This is a genomic window from Psychromonas sp. SP041 (genome assembly GCF_000470315.2).
Taxonomy (GTDB): Bacteria; Pseudomonadota; Gammaproteobacteria; order Enterobacterales; family Psychromonadaceae; genus Psychromonas.
On record NZ_CBRF02000010.1, the window covers coordinates 36,333 to 53,017 of the forward strand.

14 protein-coding genes are annotated in these 16,685 nt (G+C 36.5%); 4 read left to right on the forward strand and 10 right to left on the reverse strand.

Annotated elements, in window-relative coordinates; genetic code table 11:
• Window positions 1-2: 2 nt before the first annotated feature.
• From frr to rpsB, 4 genes are all read right to left on the reverse strand, one after another.
• A complete protein-coding gene (gene frr / locus SP041_RS07275; RefSeq protein WP_025563189.1) occupies window positions 3-560 on the reverse strand; it encodes a ribosome recycling factor in 558 nt (185 codons plus the stop codon).
• 84 nt (window positions 561-644) lie between these two features.
• Window positions 645-1,385 (reverse strand): UMP kinase, encoded by a 741-nt coding sequence (gene pyrH / locus SP041_RS07280; RefSeq protein WP_025563188.1) that lies wholly within the window; start codon window positions 1,383-1,385, stop codon window positions 645-647.
• A 196-nt stretch (window positions 1,386-1,581) separates the two neighbouring features.
• The gene (gene tsf, locus SP041_RS07285) at window positions 1,582-2,451 is read right to left on the reverse strand and encodes a translation elongation factor Ts (protein WP_025563187.1); all 870 of its coding nucleotides are present in this window, start codon (window positions 2,449-2,451) and stop codon (window positions 1,582-1,584) included.
• A gap of 100 nt (window positions 2,452-2,551) precedes the next feature.
• The gene (gene rpsB, locus SP041_RS07290; RefSeq protein ID WP_025563186.1) at window positions 2,552-3,283 is read right to left on the reverse strand and encodes a 30S ribosomal protein S2; all 732 of its coding nucleotides are present in this window, start codon (window positions 3,281-3,283) and stop codon (window positions 2,552-2,554) included.
• Between the two features lie 399 nt (window positions 3,284-3,682).
• On the opposite strand from rpsB, the gene map reads away from it, so the two are divergent.
• Together map and glnD are read left to right on the forward strand one after the other, a co-directional pair.
• Window positions 3,683-4,471 carry a type I methionyl aminopeptidase gene (gene map / locus SP041_RS07295; RefSeq protein WP_025563185.1) on the forward strand — a complete coding sequence of 263 codons (789 nt, stop codon included), beginning with the start codon at window positions 3,683-3,685 and terminating at the stop codon, window positions 4,469-4,471.
• A 60-nt stretch (window positions 4,472-4,531) separates the two neighbouring features.
• Complete coding sequence (gene glnD, locus SP041_RS07300; RefSeq protein WP_025563184.1) at window positions 4,532-7,144, forward strand: [protein-PII] uridylyltransferase; 2,613 nt, start codon at window positions 4,532-4,534, stop codon at window positions 7,142-7,144.
• 107 nt (window positions 7,145-7,251) lie between these two features.
• Here the strand turns inward: glnD and SP041_RS07305 are convergent, their stop codons facing one another.
• The 6 genes from SP041_RS07305 to SP041_RS07335 form a co-directional block, all read right to left on the reverse strand.
• The gene (locus SP041_RS07305; protein WP_025563183.1) at window positions 7,252-8,319 is read right to left on the reverse strand and encodes an ABC transporter ATP-binding protein; all 1,068 of its coding nucleotides are present in this window, start codon (window positions 8,317-8,319) and stop codon (window positions 7,252-7,254) included.
• Complete coding sequence (locus SP041_RS07310) at window positions 8,319-9,953, reverse strand: iron ABC transporter permease (protein WP_025563182.1); 1,635 nt, start codon at window positions 9,951-9,953, stop codon at window positions 8,319-8,321. Before SP041_RS07310 ends, SP041_RS07305 begins: the two co-directional genes overlap by 1 nt.
• Window positions 9,943-10,962, reverse strand: a complete 1,020-nt coding sequence (locus SP041_RS07315; RefSeq protein WP_137297506.1) for a Fe(3+) ABC transporter substrate-binding protein — start codon at window positions 10,960-10,962, stop codon at window positions 9,943-9,945. The genes SP041_RS07310 and SP041_RS07315 overlap by 11 nt, the downstream gene beginning before the upstream one ends.
• Before the next feature lie 267 nt (window positions 10,963-11,229).
• The gene (locus SP041_RS07320) at window positions 11,230-12,786 is read right to left on the reverse strand and encodes a sigma-54 dependent transcriptional regulator (RefSeq protein WP_025563180.1); all 1,557 of its coding nucleotides are present in this window, start codon (window positions 12,784-12,786) and stop codon (window positions 11,230-11,232) included.
• Between the two features lies 1 nt (window position 12,787).
• Window positions 12,788-13,894 (reverse strand): ATP-binding protein, encoded by a 1,107-nt coding sequence (locus tag SP041_RS07325; RefSeq protein WP_025563179.1) that lies wholly within the window; start codon window positions 13,892-13,894, stop codon window positions 12,788-12,790.
• Window positions 13,895-14,101: 207 nt separating this feature from the next.
• Complete coding sequence (locus SP041_RS07335; protein ID WP_025563178.1) at window positions 14,102-15,547, reverse strand: sigma-54-dependent Fis family transcriptional regulator; 1,446 nt, start codon at window positions 15,545-15,547, stop codon at window positions 14,102-14,104.
• Window positions 15,548-15,897: 350 nt separating this feature from the next.
• On the opposite strand from SP041_RS07335, the gene fliS reads away from it, so the two are divergent.
• Together fliS and SP041_RS07345 are read left to right on the forward strand one after the other, a co-directional pair.
• Window positions 15,898-16,293 carry a flagellar export chaperone FliS gene (fliS, locus tag SP041_RS07340; protein ID WP_025563177.1) on the forward strand — a complete coding sequence of 132 codons (396 nt, stop codon included), beginning with the start codon at window positions 15,898-15,900 and terminating at the stop codon, window positions 16,291-16,293.
• A gap of 55 nt (window positions 16,294-16,348) precedes the next feature.
• The gene (locus SP041_RS07345; protein ID WP_025563176.1) at window positions 16,349-16,648 is read left to right on the forward strand and encodes a hypothetical protein; all 300 of its coding nucleotides are present in this window, start codon (window positions 16,349-16,351) and stop codon (window positions 16,646-16,648) included.
• Window positions 16,649-16,685 lie beyond the last annotated feature (37 nt).

Sequence of the window (16,685 nt, forward strand, 5' to 3'; positions counted from 1 at the left end):
AATTAAACTTCTAATAATTCAGCTTCTTTAACAGCTAAGACTTCGTCTACTTTTTTGATGCTCTCATTAGTTACTTTCTGCACTAATTCTTCACCTTGACGTTGTTGATCTTCACTGATTTCTTTTTCTTTTTCTAGCTCTTTAAAATCGCCATTTGCATCACGACGAATATTACGGATAGCAACTCGAGTACTTTCAGCTTCTCCGCGAACAACTTTGATCAAATCTTTACGACGCTCTTCTGTTAATGGCGGTAAAGGAATACGAATCACAGTACCGGCAGACATAGGATTTAAACCTAAGTTAGAACCCATGATTGCTTTTTCTACCGCTGCAATTAATGTTGCGTCAAATACAGTAATCGTTAATGTACGAGCATCTTCTGTCGATACATTACCTACTTGACGTAGCGGTGTATTTGAACCGTAATATGGCACCATAATACCATCCAATAAACTTGGATGAGCACGACCTGTACGGACTTTCGCTAATTGACTCTTAAATGACTCAATACTTTTATTCATACGCGTTTGAGCATCATCTTTGATTTCATTAATCATATTCTACTTTCCTAACTTATTAGATCATTATTAGATTTTGTTACGTACTTGGGCAACAATAATTCTTGATAGTTATTTATTTAATTAAATATTTTCTGCTGCATGAGTGATCGTTGTACCTTCATCACCACCTAATACTACACGGCTTAATGCACCTGGTTTATTCATGTTAAATACACGAATCGGCAGACTATGGTCTCTTGCAAGCGTAAAGGCAGCTAAGTCCATTACTTGTAATTCTTTTTCTAAAACCGTCTGGTAATCTAAAACACTATACAATTTAGCATCTGGATTTTTAACTGGGTCTGCATCATAAACACCATCTACTTTTGTACCTTTAAGTACAGCATCGGCTTCAATCTCAATACCACGTAAACAAGCAGCAGAGTCAGTCGTAAAGAATGGATTACCTGTACCAGCGGCAAAAATAACAACCGTACCTAGTTTCAAGTATTTAATCGCTTCAGCCCAGTTATAATCGTCACAAACGCCATTTAATGGAATTGCAGACATTAAACGAGAGTTTACATGTGAACGGTGTAATGCATCACGCATTGCTAGTCCATTCATCACTGTTGCTAACATTCCCATGTGATCACCAACAACGCGGTTCATACCAGCTTGTGCTAGACCTGCACCACGAAATATATTACCACCACCAATAACTAAACCAACTTGCACACCAGATTCGATTAAAGATTTAATCTCTAATGCCATGCGATCCAATACTTTAGGATCAATACCGAACCCTTCTTCACCAACGAGTGCTTCGCCACTCAATTTCAATAAAATACGACGATAAGCAGATTTAGGGTTAGTGCTCATAATTTCATTCCTTAAGTTGAAATAATACCGATTTTTTAAAAAAATTATAAAAATAAATTTAAAAAATAGGTCTTAAATTGGCCATTAAACAGGCAAATTATCTTACTTTTTAATATAAAAGAACCGCAGCTATGCCGCGGTTCTTTTTTACAACGGATCAATGCTAAAAAACATCACCTATTGTGTCTGAATAAAATTACTTAGCAGCGGCCATTGTAGCAGCAACTTCAGCAGCAAAATCTTCAGTTTTCTTTTCAATACCTTCACCAACTTCTAAACGGATGAAAGAGACAACGTCTGCATTCGCACCTTTAAGAAGTTTAGCAACAGAGATTGATGGGTCTTTAATGAAAGATTGACCAGTTAAACTTACTTCACCAGTAAATTTAGCCATACGACCATTAACCATCTTCTCTGCGATCTCAGCAGGCTTACCGCTTTCGATTGCAATTTGTAATTGAATTTCTTTTTCTTTAGCAACTACGTCTGCAGGTACATTTTCAGGTTTAACAAACTGAGGAGATGCTGCAGCAACGTGCATTGCGATATCTTTAGCTAGGTCAGCGTCGCCGCCAGTTAACACAGAGATAACACCGATTTTACGGCCATGTACGTAAGCGCCAAGGTTTTCGCCTTCAACGATTTGTAAACGACGTACAGAAATGTTTTCACCAATTTTAGCCACTAAAAGTTCACGTGCTTCTTCAACTGTAGAATCGTCAAATGCTTGTGAGCTAAGTGCTTCAACTGTATCAATTTTGTTTGCAAGTGCGATATCAGCTACTTTTTCAGCAAATGCTAAGAAGCTTTTATCCATAGCAACGAAGTCTGTTTCACAGTTAACTTCGATGATTAGCGCAGTAGCACCATTTGTTTTTGCAAAAATAGCGCCTTCAGCAGCAATACGGCCTGCTTTTTTAGCTGCTTTGATTGCACCTGATTTACGCATATTTTCAATTGCAAGCTCGATGTCGCCATCTGCTTCAACTAATGCTTTTTTACAATCCATCATACCCGCAGCTGTGCGGTCACGAAGTTCTTTAACTTGCTGAGCTGTAATAGCCATTGTTTGATTTCCTATTTTAATTCTATAAAAAAAGGGGTCATATAGACCCCTGATAACCAACCAATGATTGGTTAATAAGAGCTTCTATTATTAGAAGAACTTATTTTTCAGCTGTTTCTTCTTCAACGAAGCCTTCAGCTACTACTACTTCTACAGTACGGCCTTCTTTAACAGCTTCAGCAGCTGCATTTAAGTAAAGCTTAACTGCACGGATAGCATCATCATTACCAGGTACGATGTAATCGATGTTATCAGGACAAGAGTTAGTATCTACAACAGCGATAACAGGAATTCCTAGGTTATTCGCTTCTTTAATTGCAATGTGCTCGTGATCAGCATCGATTACGAAGATTACATCTGGGATACCGCCCATGTTTTTGATACCACCAAGTGTTTTTTCAAGTTTCTCTAATTCACGAGTACGCATAAGCGCTTCTTTCTTAGTTAACTTGTCAAAAGTACCGTCTTGGCTTTGAACTTCAAGATCTTTCAAACGCTTGATTGATTGACGAACTGTTTTCCAGTTAGTCAACATACCACCTAACCAGCGGTGATCAACGTAGAATTGGTCACATGCGATTGCAGCTTCTTTAACAGCTTCTGAAGCTGCGCGTTTAGTACCAACAAAAAGGATTTTACCTTTTTTAGATGCTTTAGCTTCTAGGAAGTTAAGCGCTTGGTTAAACATAGGAACTGTTTTTTCAAGGTTGATGATATGAACTTTATTACGAGCACCAAAAATGAATGGTTTCATTTTTGGGTTCCAGTAACGAGTTTGGTGACCGAAGTGAACGCCTGCTTGTAGCATATCGCGCATTGATACTGTTGCCATTTGAATTTCCTTTTAGGGGGTTAGGCCTCCACACATCCCATACACTCGACCATTAATTTCTTAAACAGAAAAAGGCACCCCGAGTGACGTGTCGATGCGTGTGTGTTATTTAAGTAATAATCCTTTAAATTCAACACATTAAATATGATGAATGGATTATCCTGATTATTTAAGAAAGCGACTAAAAAATTAATCTATCAATCTCGGAGCGCTTTATACCACAGCGAAGCAAATATCTCAATAAATAGTGTATTAATTACCATATTTTTAAACATCCTTTTCTGAGATGAAATCCACGTTCGCTGTGAGGGTTTGTTAGTGTTATTTTATCTAGCACCAGAGACTAAAACTCTTTATAGTTACGGTATAAACATTTTATTCAAAGTATAGAGATATGACATGTCTGGACTAATTAAAACTGCTCAAGAAATAGAAAAAATGCGTATTGCTGGCCAACAAGCTGCAGATGTATTAACCATGATTGAACCTTATGTTAAAAAAGGGGTTACCACTAACGAACTAAATCAACTATGCCATGATTTTATTGTTAATGAGCAAGGAGGGATTCCAGCTCCATTGAATTACCACGGTTTTCCTAAATCTATTTGTACTTCATTAAACTATGTCGTATGCCATGGCATTCCCAACGATAAACCGTTAAAAGAAGGTGATGTATTAAATATTGATATCACTGTTATTAAAGATGGTTATCACGGTGACACGTCTAAAATGTTTATGGTTGGAAAACCATCTATCTTAGCTGATCGTTTAGCGCGTGTAACACAAGAATGTTTATACATCGGTATTAAAATGGTTAAGCCTGGTGCTCGTTTAGGCGATATCGGTGCGGCTATCCAAAAACACGCAGAAAATCACAACTATTCAATCGTACGTGAATATTGTGGACACGGTATTGGCGCTGGATTCCATGAAGAACCGCAAGTATTGCACTACGGTAAGAAAGGCACTGGCGAAGTATTAAAAGCGGGTCAATGTTTTACTATTGAACCAATGCTTAATGCCGGTAAACGTGATTGTAAAGTATTAAAAGATGAATGGACTGTTGTAACCAAAGATAAAAAATTATCTATGCAATGGGAGCATACATTATTAGTGACTGAAACAGGTGTTGAGATTTTGACACTGCGCCCAGAAGAAACAATTGAGCGTATCATTAACCCAGAATAAATATGAATTAAGCCTGCTTTCTTAACGTAAGTAATGCAGGCTTCAACATTGAGGCTTTAAATGGACTTTGAACACTATTCCCCGCTACATATTCAGCAACAAGATCTCACCATTTCTTTTATCAAACAACACCTACAACAATTTTCAGACTGGCAACTTGAACAATTCAAAGCTAAAAAGCACATTAATGATATCGTATCAATGCGTGCACTTTATGTGGACGAATTATTAAGCCGTTTATGGGATCTAGTTGGGTTAAATGAAAGCTTTGATTTAAGTCTACTTGCGGTTGGCGGATATGGTCGAGGTGAATTACATCCAAAGTCTGATATCGACTTATTAATTTTATCTGATCATGGTTTTAGTAAAGAGTCTGAAGAAAAAATAGGACAACTGATCACCCTACTATGGGATTTAAAACTTGATGTTGGTAATAGTGTTCGCACAATAAATGATTGCATAGAACAAGGTAAAGCAGACATTACCATCGCAACCAGCATGATCGAATCACGCTTAATTAAAGGTAATGAAAAAACCTTTGAAAAATTACAAAACGTCATTGGTGAAAGTGACTTCTGGCCATCAGCACAATTTTTTACCGTAAAAAAAGAAGAACAGTTTGGACGTCATAAAAACTGCCGAGGCGATGGTTACAATCTAGAACCTGATATTAAAAATGGCTGTGGTGGACTACGTGATATACAAACTATTGCGTGGGTTTCAAAACGTCATTTTGATGCACATAGCCTTTTAGAGTTAACGTCATATGGTTATATTACTCAGGCTGAATATCATGAAATAAGTGATTGTCAGTCGCAATTATGGACAATTCGATTTGCCCTGCATACTGTTACAAACCGCCCTGATAACCGTTTACTTTTCGATTTCCAAAGTGATGTTGCTAAACTGCTAGGTTATACCGGTCAACGTAATGAAGCCGTAGAACAAATGATGAAAATGTTCTATCAAACCATTCGCCGAGTGAAAGAGCTTAATGAAATGTTATTACAATATTTTAATGAGGCTATTTTAGGTAATGTCGCGACAGAGTTTCATGAGATAGATGAACACTTTAGAATCCGAGGTAATAAGATAGAGCTAACCTCTTCTGGTTATTTCCAGGATAACCCTGAATCTATTTTACAATTATTTGTACACATTGCCGATGATAAACGCATTAAAGGAATTTACTCGAGCACTTTACGTGAGCTTCGAGAAGCAAGACGTTGTTTAACACACTGGCTACAAAATATTCCAGAGTGTCGCACTATTTTTATGGAAATTATTAAGCATCCTCGCGGTATGGGACTGCCTTTCACATTAATGTATGAATACGGTGTATTAGCCGCTTATATCCCACAGTGGAGCCGTATTGTGGGGCAAATGCAATTTGATCTATTCCATGCTTATACCGTAGATGCGCATACACATAAACTTGCTAAATTTATTTATAATTATCCAAAAAGTAAAAGCGATCACCCTTTAGCACATGAAATATTTCGATCATTAGAAAAACCTGAGTTATTGTTTTTAGCGGCTATATTTCATGATATTGCCAAAGGGCAACAAGGCGATCATTCAACTTTAGGTGCCGTCGATGCACTCGCCTTTTGTGGGTTGCATGGCCTTAGCCGTTATGAAAGTAAAGCGGTTGCTTGGTTAGTTGAACATCACTTAACCATGTCAGTGACTGCTCAACGTCGAGATATTAGTGATCCAAATGTGATCATTGAATTTGCTAAAACAGTCAGAGATGAAAAACACCTTAACTTATTATATTGCTTAACCGTTGCCGATATTTGTGCAACCAATGAAGACACATGGAATAGTTGGAAAGCTTCTCTATTAAGAGATTTATATTATAAGACACTCACCATGTTACGACGTGGTTTAGAAAACCCACCAGATATTCGCGATCGTATTCGCGATCGTCAGCTTAAGGCGCTTGGTATTTTAGCAGGGTTAGGGATTAGTGAAGATAAAGTTAAACCGTTGTGGAAACGTTTTAGATTAAACTACTTTTTCCGTTATACCTCGGCACAAATTTGCTGGCACACGCAGCACTTGTTAGAGCATAAAGATCATAGCAAGCCTATGGTATTAATAAGTACTAAAAATGCACGCGGTGGTAGCGAGATCTTTGTCTATCATAAAGATATGCCGATCTTGTTCTCTTCTGTTGTGACTGAAATCGATAATAAAAAGCTCAGTGTTCATGATGCAAAAATTCTATCCAGTCGAGATAACTATGCGCTAAGCACTTTTACAGTATTGGAAGAAGATGGCGAACATATTGATGACGATAAAATCCAACGTTTACGTGAAGCCATTATTGATACATTATTAAAACCTGATGTGATTAACTCAAACTTAATTCGATTAGAGCGTGTTAAACGTCCCTTTAAATTTGAACCTAAAATCACCTTCTTACCAACGCGTCGTAAACGTACACAAATCGAAGTTGTCGCATTTGATGCACCAGGTATTTTAGCCAATATTGGAACGGTTTTTGTAGATCATGGTTTAATGCTTGATACCGCGAAAATATCGACTATAGGTGAACGAGCAGAGGATTTATTTATTGTCTCTACAGCTGATGGCGATTCATTAACTAAAGAGCAAGAAGAAAGTTTAAAAGCGAGTTTGATGTATGAATTGAGTCCAAGCACTTAATTTTCTAAATAACTTATTTAAATGAAAGCGTTTAGTTCAAATCACAAAAAAAGCCCATTATGTTTTCCACATAACGGGCTTTTTAATGATGAATCATTTCATTAATATTATTCAGTATTAGTTTCAGACTCAAAGGTTACAAAGTCATGGTTTAAGACAGTTAAAGTGACTTTATCACCAACCTCAAACTGTAAACAATCATTACAGTGATTACTATGCCTAACAATGAAACTCTGTTGATTAAACTGAACCGTAATTTGTTGCATTGCCCCTTGAAAATCGACTTGTTTAACCATCGCCAATCCATTTAAATCAGGCATAATATTAATATGCTCCGGACGAAGTAATAAACGCAGTTGTTTACCAATACTATGCTCAATGACACTATTACTGCCTAATAAACCAAAACAGCCTTGATAACTGAATTTATCAACGACAGTGACATCAATATAATTTGATTGCCCCATAAAGTCAGCAACGTACGCTGAACTAGGTTGACGATATAACTTTTGTGCCGTATCTATTTGTACAATTTTCCCCGCTTGCATTAATGCAATACGATCCGCAAAAGCAAAACCTTCTTCTTTCGAGTGGGTAACAAATAATGCACTCATTTGATGTTGTTTAAATAGTTGGCGGATTTCATTAATAAGTTGAAAACGAACATGTTGATCTAAGTTAGAAAAGGGTTCATCTAATAACATTAATTCAGGTTGGTAAGCGAGAGCTCGTGCAATAGCAATACGTTGTTGTTGCCCACCCGATAACTGATGTGGAAAGCGTTTAGCCAACTCACTCAATTGAACTAATGATAAAACACTGTCAACACGCTGCTGTTTCTCTGCTTTAGAGAGCTTATTAGTCAATGAGAAAGCCACATTATCAAATACATTTAAATGCGGGAAAAGTGCATAATCTTGAAAGATCAGCCCTATTTTTCTTTGCTCTGGTGGTGTATAAGTTTTTTCATCGTTTAACACTTTTTGTCGAATGCTAATTTTGCCTGTTAGTTCTGTTTGTAAGCCGGCAACAGCTCTTAGCAATGTTGTTTTCCCGCAGCCACTCTCACCCAATAAACACACTATTTCATTATCATTTAAAGTTAAATCTAAGGCTTCTAAAACAGCTGTTTTTTGATATGAACAACTGAGGTTTTCAATTTTTAACGCACTCATTAACGCTTTTTCTCCAGCAAACGATTCACAACAATAAATGGAATTAAGCCTAATGCGATTATCATCAAAGCAGGCAATGCTGCGTATTCTATCATTTCGTCAGAAACAAATTGATAAACATAAGTTGCTAATGTTTCAAAATTAAATGGGCGCAAAAGTAACGCGGCAGGTAACTCTTTCATTGCTTCGATAAATACCAAAATAAATGCGGTTAACATACCTTTTTTAATTAAAGGAATATTAACTCGCCACAATGTTTTAATAGGTCCATTGCCTAATGTTCTAGAAGCCAGTTCCAGAGAAGGTGAAACCTGCACTAAACTACTATCCACACTGCCTACCGCAATTGCGCTGAAGCGTACTAAATAACCAAGTACTAAAATAACTAATGAACCTGATAGTATTAAGCCTACGGGAGGTAAATCCCAACTTAATAAGAAATCGTTTAACAATAAATCAAAACTGGTTAACGGTATCAAAACACCAATCGCAACGACCGTGCCAGGTACGGCATAACCAAGAGAAGATAAGCGTATCGCTGATTTAGCAGCAAACCCGGGGCTTAAACGTTGATAAAAATTAACAATGAGTGCAACTGCTAACGCTAAGATAGCGACGAGAAAAGCGAGCCATAAACTGTTCATCGTATAATGAATTAAGTCATCATTTAACGACTCTGTAAAATAGTGAACGGCATAATATACTAAAGTAGCAATAGGAATAAACAGCGAAAAACTGACTAAAGACCAAGTAAAACCCAATACGCCCCACTTCTTCCAACCGGTTAAGGTAAAACGAAGGTCTACACTGCCATTACTATTACGTTGATAAACTTGTTGTTTACGGCGACTATAGTTTTCTAAAGAGATAAGAACCACAATAGCTAATAACATCATTGAAGATATTTTGGCAGCCGTAGTTAAACTTCCGAGTTCCAACCAAGTGTCGTATATTGCAGTGGTTAGAGTATGCACAGCAAAATAATTCACCGTCGCAAAATCACCTAAGGTTTCCATCGCAATTAATGAAACACCAACCGCCATAGCAGAACGAGAGAGAGGAATACTGACTCGCCAAAATGCTTGGATTGGAGATAAACCCAGTGTTCTAGCCGCTTGAAACAAGCCTGCAGATTGCGTTAAAAAAGCACTACGTAATAACAAATATAAATAAGGGAAAAGTGATAACGCCAAAATGACAGAAGCACCAAAAATGGTGCGAATATCAGGAAAGTAATAATCATCAATAGACTGCCAACTAAACAGCCTTCGTAAAGTCAGTTGCACGGGGCCGGTGAAATCTAATAAATCAGTATAAACGATAGCAATAATATAAGGCGGCATAGCCAGAGGCAACATTAATGCCCATTGTAGTTTTTTACGTGTGGGGAAATCACAACAAGCGACAAACCAAGCACTGGGCATGGCGAATAGAATACTCAGTAGCACAACGGATAAAATAACCAGAATGGAATTGCTAATGTAGGTGAATAAAACGGTATCAACAAGGTGTGAAAAACTGCCACTTTCATCGATGACAAAAGCACTTAAGAAAATAGCAATTATTGGACATAATAAAATACAAGTTACTACCCAAGGCAGTAACTTGTATAAGTTTGAAGACTTAGAGATCAAATTTCACTTCATCCATTAACTTAATAGCCGTTTTATGTTGCGCAGCGATATCAGACAATTTGATATCGTCTTGTTTAAATTCGCCCCAAGATGCAACTAACTTAGAAGGTTTAACATCTTCTTTAACAGGATATTCATAGTTAATTTCAGCGTACATACCTTGTGCTACATCACCTGATAAAAATTCCATCAGTTTGATAGCATTCTCTTTATTAGGAGAGTATTTAGCTAAAGAAACACCACTTACGTTTACGTGTGTACCCGTTGTAGCTTGGTTCGGGAAGTTGATGTGAACCGCTTCAGCCCAAGAAACTTGTTTAGGATCGTTTAACATTTTGCCTAAGTAATAGCTGTTAGTTAACGCGTAATCACATAAACCTTCTTTAACCGCTTTCACTTGAGCACGGTCATTACCTTGTGGTTTACGTGCTAAATTAGCTTTTAAACCTTCTAACCATGTTTTTGCATTCGCTTCACCTTCGTGAGCAATGATAGAGGCTAATAATGAGATATTGTAAGGATGTTTACCAGAACGCATACATACTTTACCTTTAAAAGCAGGAGTTGCTAGATCTTGGTAAGTAATATTTGGTGTAGGACCAACACGCTCAACTGAAGAATAAATGCTACGAGCTCGGCTAGTTAATGCAAACCATTCTTTTGTCGCACCGTGGAATTTACTTGGGATATTTTTATCTAATATCTCACTTTCAACTGGTTGTGCTAAGCCATCTTCAGTAAATAAAGCTAAGCGACTGAAGTCTGACGTTAACATAAGGTCAGCTTGAGACAAATTGCCTTCACGCTTAATACGTTCGATTAAACCTTTCTTAGCAAATAAAATATTTACTTTGATGCCAGTTTCAGCAGTAAACTCTTTCATCATTGGTTCAATTAAAAACGATTGACGGTAAGAGTAAACATTGACTTCTTCTGCAGCAAAAGACATTGAACTTGTTAGTACTGATGCACCTGCAAGTAAGACAGTTAAACCTTTTTTAATAAACATAAATTAATCCTTTAAATAACCATAATTATTAAGAGCAAGCATTGTAATGATAACAATTACTATTTACAAGCTTAATATTTATAACTATTTATGATAAGAAATAATATAAAAATATCGACAAACCTAAACAATGCAAAAGTAATAACATTAGTGCCAATGCTCAACGTTCGAGCTATAAAATATAGTTTTTCTTATTTATAATTATTGATTATTGTTTATTGTTTATTGATTATTGTTTATTGATTGTTGTTTTAAAAATCAAAAGACTTAGGCAGGTAAAGCAATACCTTGCTCCTTCATACGTGCTATTTTATAACGTAAAGTACGAGGGCTAATACCTAACAATTCAGCGACGTCTTTACGTTTGCCTCGACAAGTTTGTAATGCATCTAAAATAATTTGTTGTTCTTGTTGCTTTAACCCTTTACCTAAGACTTCCTCGATAATCGGTTTAATTCCTTCAGTGACCTTAACTGTAGAATCACTATTTATACTCTTTTTATCTGTTACATTAAATTCAATCTCTGTCATTTCGTCGGCAGCACTATGAACTTCAGTAATACTGGCTTCTCCGGTACCATTGCTTACCGAGTTTTGAATAGAGTGACTACTATCAATGACTTCCTCAAAACAAGTTTGATCACTCATTGATTGCAAAATATGTTCAAACTGCTGATCTTCTAAAATGAGAGCATCACAATCAATGACCTGATTATTTGATAAAATTAATGCACGTTGCATGGCATTATCAAGTTCCCGCACATTACCAGGCCAAGCATAAGTCGATAAACGCTGCTTCGCTTGTTCAGATAGCACAGGAATAGCCGATGATTGCTCCATCGCATGATGCGCTAGCAAATGCTCAGCAAGTGGAAGAATATCGCCTTTGCGCTGTTGTAATGGTAACCACTGTAGTGGGAATACATTAAGACGATAATATAAATCTTCACGAAAAGTGCCCGCTTCGACGGCTTTTTTTAGGTCTCGGTTACTTGTCGCTAACACTCTCACATTTAATTTAATGGTTTTACGAGAACCTAAACGTTCTACTTCTTTTTCTTGTAAAACCCGTAATAATTTAACCTGAAGTTCTAACGGCATTTCTGTAATTTCATCTAATAAAATAGTGCCGTTTTGTGCCTGTTCAAACTTACCAGGACACGCTTGAATAGCACCGGTAAAGGCACCTTTTTCATAACCAAATAAAGTAGATTCGAGCATAGTATCTGGGATCGCACCACAATTAATCGCTACAAATGCTTGATCATGTCGTGTCGATTTATCATGTATGTATCGAGATAAAACCTCTTTACCAGAACCACTAGGCCCAGTAATCATTACGGAAGCATCTGTTACAGCGACTTTATCTGCCACTTTAAATAGCGCAGCTGTACTTGAATCGCCAAACACGGGTGTTTGTGACAAAACTTTATAGACAGGTGCATAACGACTAACTTGATTTAACAACACTTCAGGAGAAAAAGGCTTTGCAAGATAATCGATCGCACCATCGCGTATTGCTTTGACTGCATCGTCGATCGTGGCATAAGCAGTCATAAGCAATACAGGGGTGTCAGGGTATTTACTTTTAATGTTTTTTAATAAGGTTAAGCCGCTCATCCCCCCCATTTGTATATCGCTAATCACTAAATCGTAATGTAATTTATTGAGCGCTGCATTATTAAGCTCAACTAACGCAGATTCCGCACTATCAACTTCTTGGCAGTCATAGCCTGCTAATAATAACGTATCAATTAAGGCTTCACGTAAACCCGCATCATCTTCAACAACTAATAATTTACCCTGTGCCTTCGCATTCAACATATTAAGCTCCTATCGCTTTATTAAGTTGAGCGTTGAATTGCTTAGATTCACCGATACGATGCAATGGCAAAACGAGTGTAAAGCAACTACCTTTCCCGACTTCAGACTTCACTTCAACATTGCCTTTATGTGACTGAACCACCCCTTGTACCACTGCTAAACCTAGACCAGTGCCCTGCGCTTTGGTGGTATAAAAAGCTTCCATTACTTTTGCTAAGCGTTGTTTTTCAATGCCTGGGCCATTATCCATAACCGATATTTCTACCTTATCTTCCCCTCTTTGTACTGCACTAATATAAAGCTGAGCACCTTTTCCAGTCGCTTCAACTGCATTAGAGATGAGATTAGTCATTGCACTCGTTAAGGCATTTTTATTGGCTAAAATAAACAAATCTGGGTTAGGCAATTTACATTGTAAGTTACCTTCAACATGACTGATCATCGCATCACTTGCCTCTTGTACTTGTTCTAACAATGTTGCGACAGAGACTTCCTCAACTATTTTTTGATCACCACTTCGAGCAAATAACAACATGTCGTTTACCTGTGTTTCTAAATCTTGCAAACGATTCATTAACTTACCTTGAAAACGTAAACGAGAACTTTCATTAAGGGTTTTATTCGCTAAATTAGCACCATATAACATAGCGGCTGACAATGGAGTACGGATTTGATGAGCTAACGATGCCACCATTTTACCTAGAGAAGATAAACGTTTTAAGGTAGCAACATGTTCTTGTAGTTGACGTGTATGTGTTAAATCCGTTAATAGAATAAGCTGGCCTGGTTGACCTTTTAATGAAGAAATTGATAATTGAATACGACGACCATTTTTTAATGATATTTCATGGCCATCATCATTTTTAGGGCTAAATGAGCGTTTAATGATATCGCTCCAGCGCATATTTTCTAGCGGCTCACCTAATAATTGCACGGCAACACGGTTTGCTTGACCAACAATGCCATTCCCATCAATAACAATAAGTCCTGAAGGTAATTCATTATACAATTGCCCCATGTAGTTAGCTTGGGCACGTAATTGCTGAAGCTCGCCGACATAGCTTTCTGTTTCTAATGATGGATTCTTCGTTGATTGATGGATTGTCATAGCAACACCTAAAAATGAGTATAGATATCACTACTAAGCACTTATTATGCCAATCAAAAAATACTATTACTTAACAGTAAGATAACAGAAAAATAAAAGTAACCCGCCATAAAAATGACAGAAAAAAACCGTGTAATCTATTAACATTACACGGTTTTTTAGATGTATTTTTAGGTCTATTTTTAGAGATGAAAAAAGGTAAGTGAGCTAGCCTTCTTTATTTAATCCATACTTTTTCATTTTTTCGACTAACGTCGTACGGCGCATAGATAACAACTCAGCAGCATGTGATACCACACCATCTTGTGAATCAATTGCTTGACGAATCATTTCCATTTCAAATTCAACCAATTTATTTTTTAAATTCATTCCTTCAGCAGGTAAATTCCCTAAAAAACCTTGCGACTCTTCGTCACTTTCGTCAGATAAAATCGGCGCATCTCCAAACATACCCGACAAAGCATCACGTTCCAGTAGTGCTTCTTCTTCAGGGTTATATTGAACATGTTCAACCATTACGCCTTGATCATCAAGATAGCGATATTTAACAGGTAACTCATTAATATCAATAATCTTATTGCTATGTAATATCAGCAAGCGCTCTAATAAGTTAGATAATTCACGTATATTACCAGGCCAACTATGTTGCATTAACGACTCTAACGCACGCTGAGTAAAACGCAATGTTGCTTTATGTTCAACTTCTAAGCGAGATAATAACTCTTGTAAAAGAAGTGGAATATCTTCTTGGCGATCTCGTAATGCAGGTTTTTCAATTGGGAATACATTTAAACGGTAGAATAAGTCTTCTCGGAATGTTCCAGCGATGATCATATCTTCCAAATTACGATGTGTCGCAGCAATAATACGCACATCAGCTTGTAATGATTTAGTACCACCAACACGTTCAAAAGTTCTTTCTTGTAGCACTCGTAACAATTTAACTTGCATGGGCATTGGCATATCACCAATTTCATCCAAAAACAGCGTACCGCCTTCAGCTAGTTCAAAACGACCTTTACGAGCAGTAAATGCACCTGTAAAAGCCCCTTTCTCATGACCAAATAATTCACTTTCTAATAACTCAGCGGGTATGGCACCACAGTTAACAGGTACAAAAGGACCTTTGTTACGATTAGAGACTTCATGAATTGCGCGAGCAACAACCTCTTTACCTGTTCCTGATTCACCCAACACTAAAACATTCGCATTACTTTCTGCCACTTGTTCCACTAAATAGCGAATTTCTTGAATACGTAAACCTTTACCAACTAAAGAAGAAATCAAATATTTATTGGCTTTATTTAATTGATGATTAGGGATTTGAAAAGTTTGACAGTAATGCAATAACTGCGTTAATTCAGAATAAACAATAGGTAAATTAAGCACGCCAATATGGTTACTATTAGTATTGTCTACTTCTCCAGCTAAACTAATAAATGGCACCTTCGGGAAATTGGCAACAATTGAAGAAAGGTTATTCTCTTGGTTACTATAAATCACCGCTGAAGGGGATAATTGATTTACGTGTTTACCTAGTTCCTCAACATTAACAGTTAGATAAGATTCACCTACAAAGTGTAAAACAGTTTGTAATATTTCAGTTTGTTGCGTTGTTGTATCAACTAAATAAATAGGCTGTCTTTGCTGCATAATCAATATCCATAAAAATTAAACTAGCATCAGTGTAGAGTATTTTTTTATATTTGTATTAAAAATCGTCAAAAATATGACAATGACTATAAAATGGCACATTAATTTTAGCATTTAATAAAATACTTCTAAAGTAATAGGTAAAATAACCGATAAAAATAATAGGCTCAAATATTGCTTAGTTAATAGTATTGCTATTTATATTGTCATAAAGGTGACGATGTTGAACAATTAAGTAAGCGAGAGATCAAAGAATCTCAAAAATAAAAAACAATAATAAATAAAAGTGCATTTACAAACTGTAAAAGCATGCTGATAACAATAGATTAATTTTTTTCAAGGAAAGTACTATGCGCGGCTCGGTCCAAAAATACCAAAACTCAAACTTAAATAATATCGAACAAGCAGATCCACATACTTTGATTTCTTTAATAATGCAGCATATACAAGGAAATTTAGCCGGTGCTAAAGGAGCGATTGAGCGTAAAGACATAGAAAATAGAAATAAAATGTTAACCAGAGTTATCGGTTTAATAGGCGAGTTACAAAACAGCTTAGATATGAAGAAAGGAGGTGAAATATCAACGAACCTTTATGACTTATACGCTTATATGATACGTCAAGTTAACCAAGCAACACGAAAAAACAGTGCAGATCCTTTAACCGAGGTCCTTAAACTAATCACAGAAATAAAATCGGGTTGGGATGGTATTCCTCTGGATATACGTCAACAATATAGTCGTTAACAGTAACATCGTTCAAAAGAATCATCGCTAACAAAGCGCGTTAGTAGAGGTAACAATGACGAATATCCAAGCCAAAATTGAAATCTTATTCGAGTTTGATAAAAAGCTAAATCAACTACTTGATGATGAAGAGCATGAACTTTTTTTGCAACAGCAAAATCTTTTTGGAGATCAAGTTAAAGACTGTTTAAATAGCTACTCAGAAGAGGACTTATTAACCGTCATTGAGTCATTGAAACGTTTGAAAGTAATGGTAAAAGAGTTACAAAATAGAGCAGACCAATGCACCAAGCAACTTAAAGAAAAATCATTAATGTTGCAACGTAACAAAAAGAAGATAAAAGCCTATAAATAGTATTGTTTTACTGTGTTTTGAATATATTAAAAATCCA

Bases quoted from the DNA above. Each gene is read 5' to 3' on its own strand.
- frr (WP_025563189.1), bottom strand. From the start codon at position 560: ATGATTAATGAAATCAAAGATGATGCTCAAACGCGTATGAATAAAAGT.
- pyrH (WP_025563188.1), bottom strand. From the start codon at position 1,385: ATGAGCACTAACCCTAAATCTGCTTATCGTCGTATTTTATTGAAATTG.
- tsf (WP_025563187.1), bottom strand. From the start codon at position 2,451: ATGGCTATTACAGCTCAGCAAGTTAAAGAACTTCGTGACCGCACAGCT.
- rpsB (WP_025563186.1), bottom strand. From the start codon at position 3,283: ATGGCAACAGTATCAATGCGCGATATGCTACAAGCAGGCGTTCACTTC.
- map (WP_025563185.1), top strand. From the start codon at position 3,683: ATGTCTGGACTAATTAAAACTGCTCAAGAAATAGAAAAAATGCGTATT.
- glnD (WP_025563184.1), top strand. From the start codon at position 4,532: ATGGACTTTGAACACTATTCCCCGCTACATATTCAGCAACAAGATCTC.
- SP041_RS07305 (WP_025563183.1), bottom strand. From the start codon at position 8,319: ATGAGTGCGTTAAAAATTGAAAACCTCAGTTGTTCATATCAAAAAACA.
- SP041_RS07315 (WP_137297506.1), bottom strand. From the start codon at position 10,962: ATGTTTATTAAAAAAGGTTTAACTGTCTTACTTGCAGGTGCATCAGTA.
- SP041_RS07320 (WP_025563180.1), bottom strand. From the start codon at position 12,786: ATGTTGAATGCGAAGGCACAGGGTAAATTATTAGTTGTTGAAGATGAT.
- SP041_RS07325 (WP_025563179.1), bottom strand. From the start codon at position 13,894: ATGACAATCCATCAATCAACGAAGAATCCATCATTAGAAACAGAAAGC.
- SP041_RS07335 (WP_025563178.1), bottom strand. From the start codon at position 15,547: ATGCAGCAAAGACAGCCTATTTATTTAGTTGATACAACAACGCAACAA.
- fliS (WP_025563177.1), top strand. From the start codon at position 15,898: ATGCGCGGCTCGGTCCAAAAATACCAAAACTCAAACTTAAATAATATC.
- SP041_RS07345 (WP_025563176.1), top strand. From the start codon at position 16,349: ATGACGAATATCCAAGCCAAAATTGAAATCTTATTCGAGTTTGATAAA.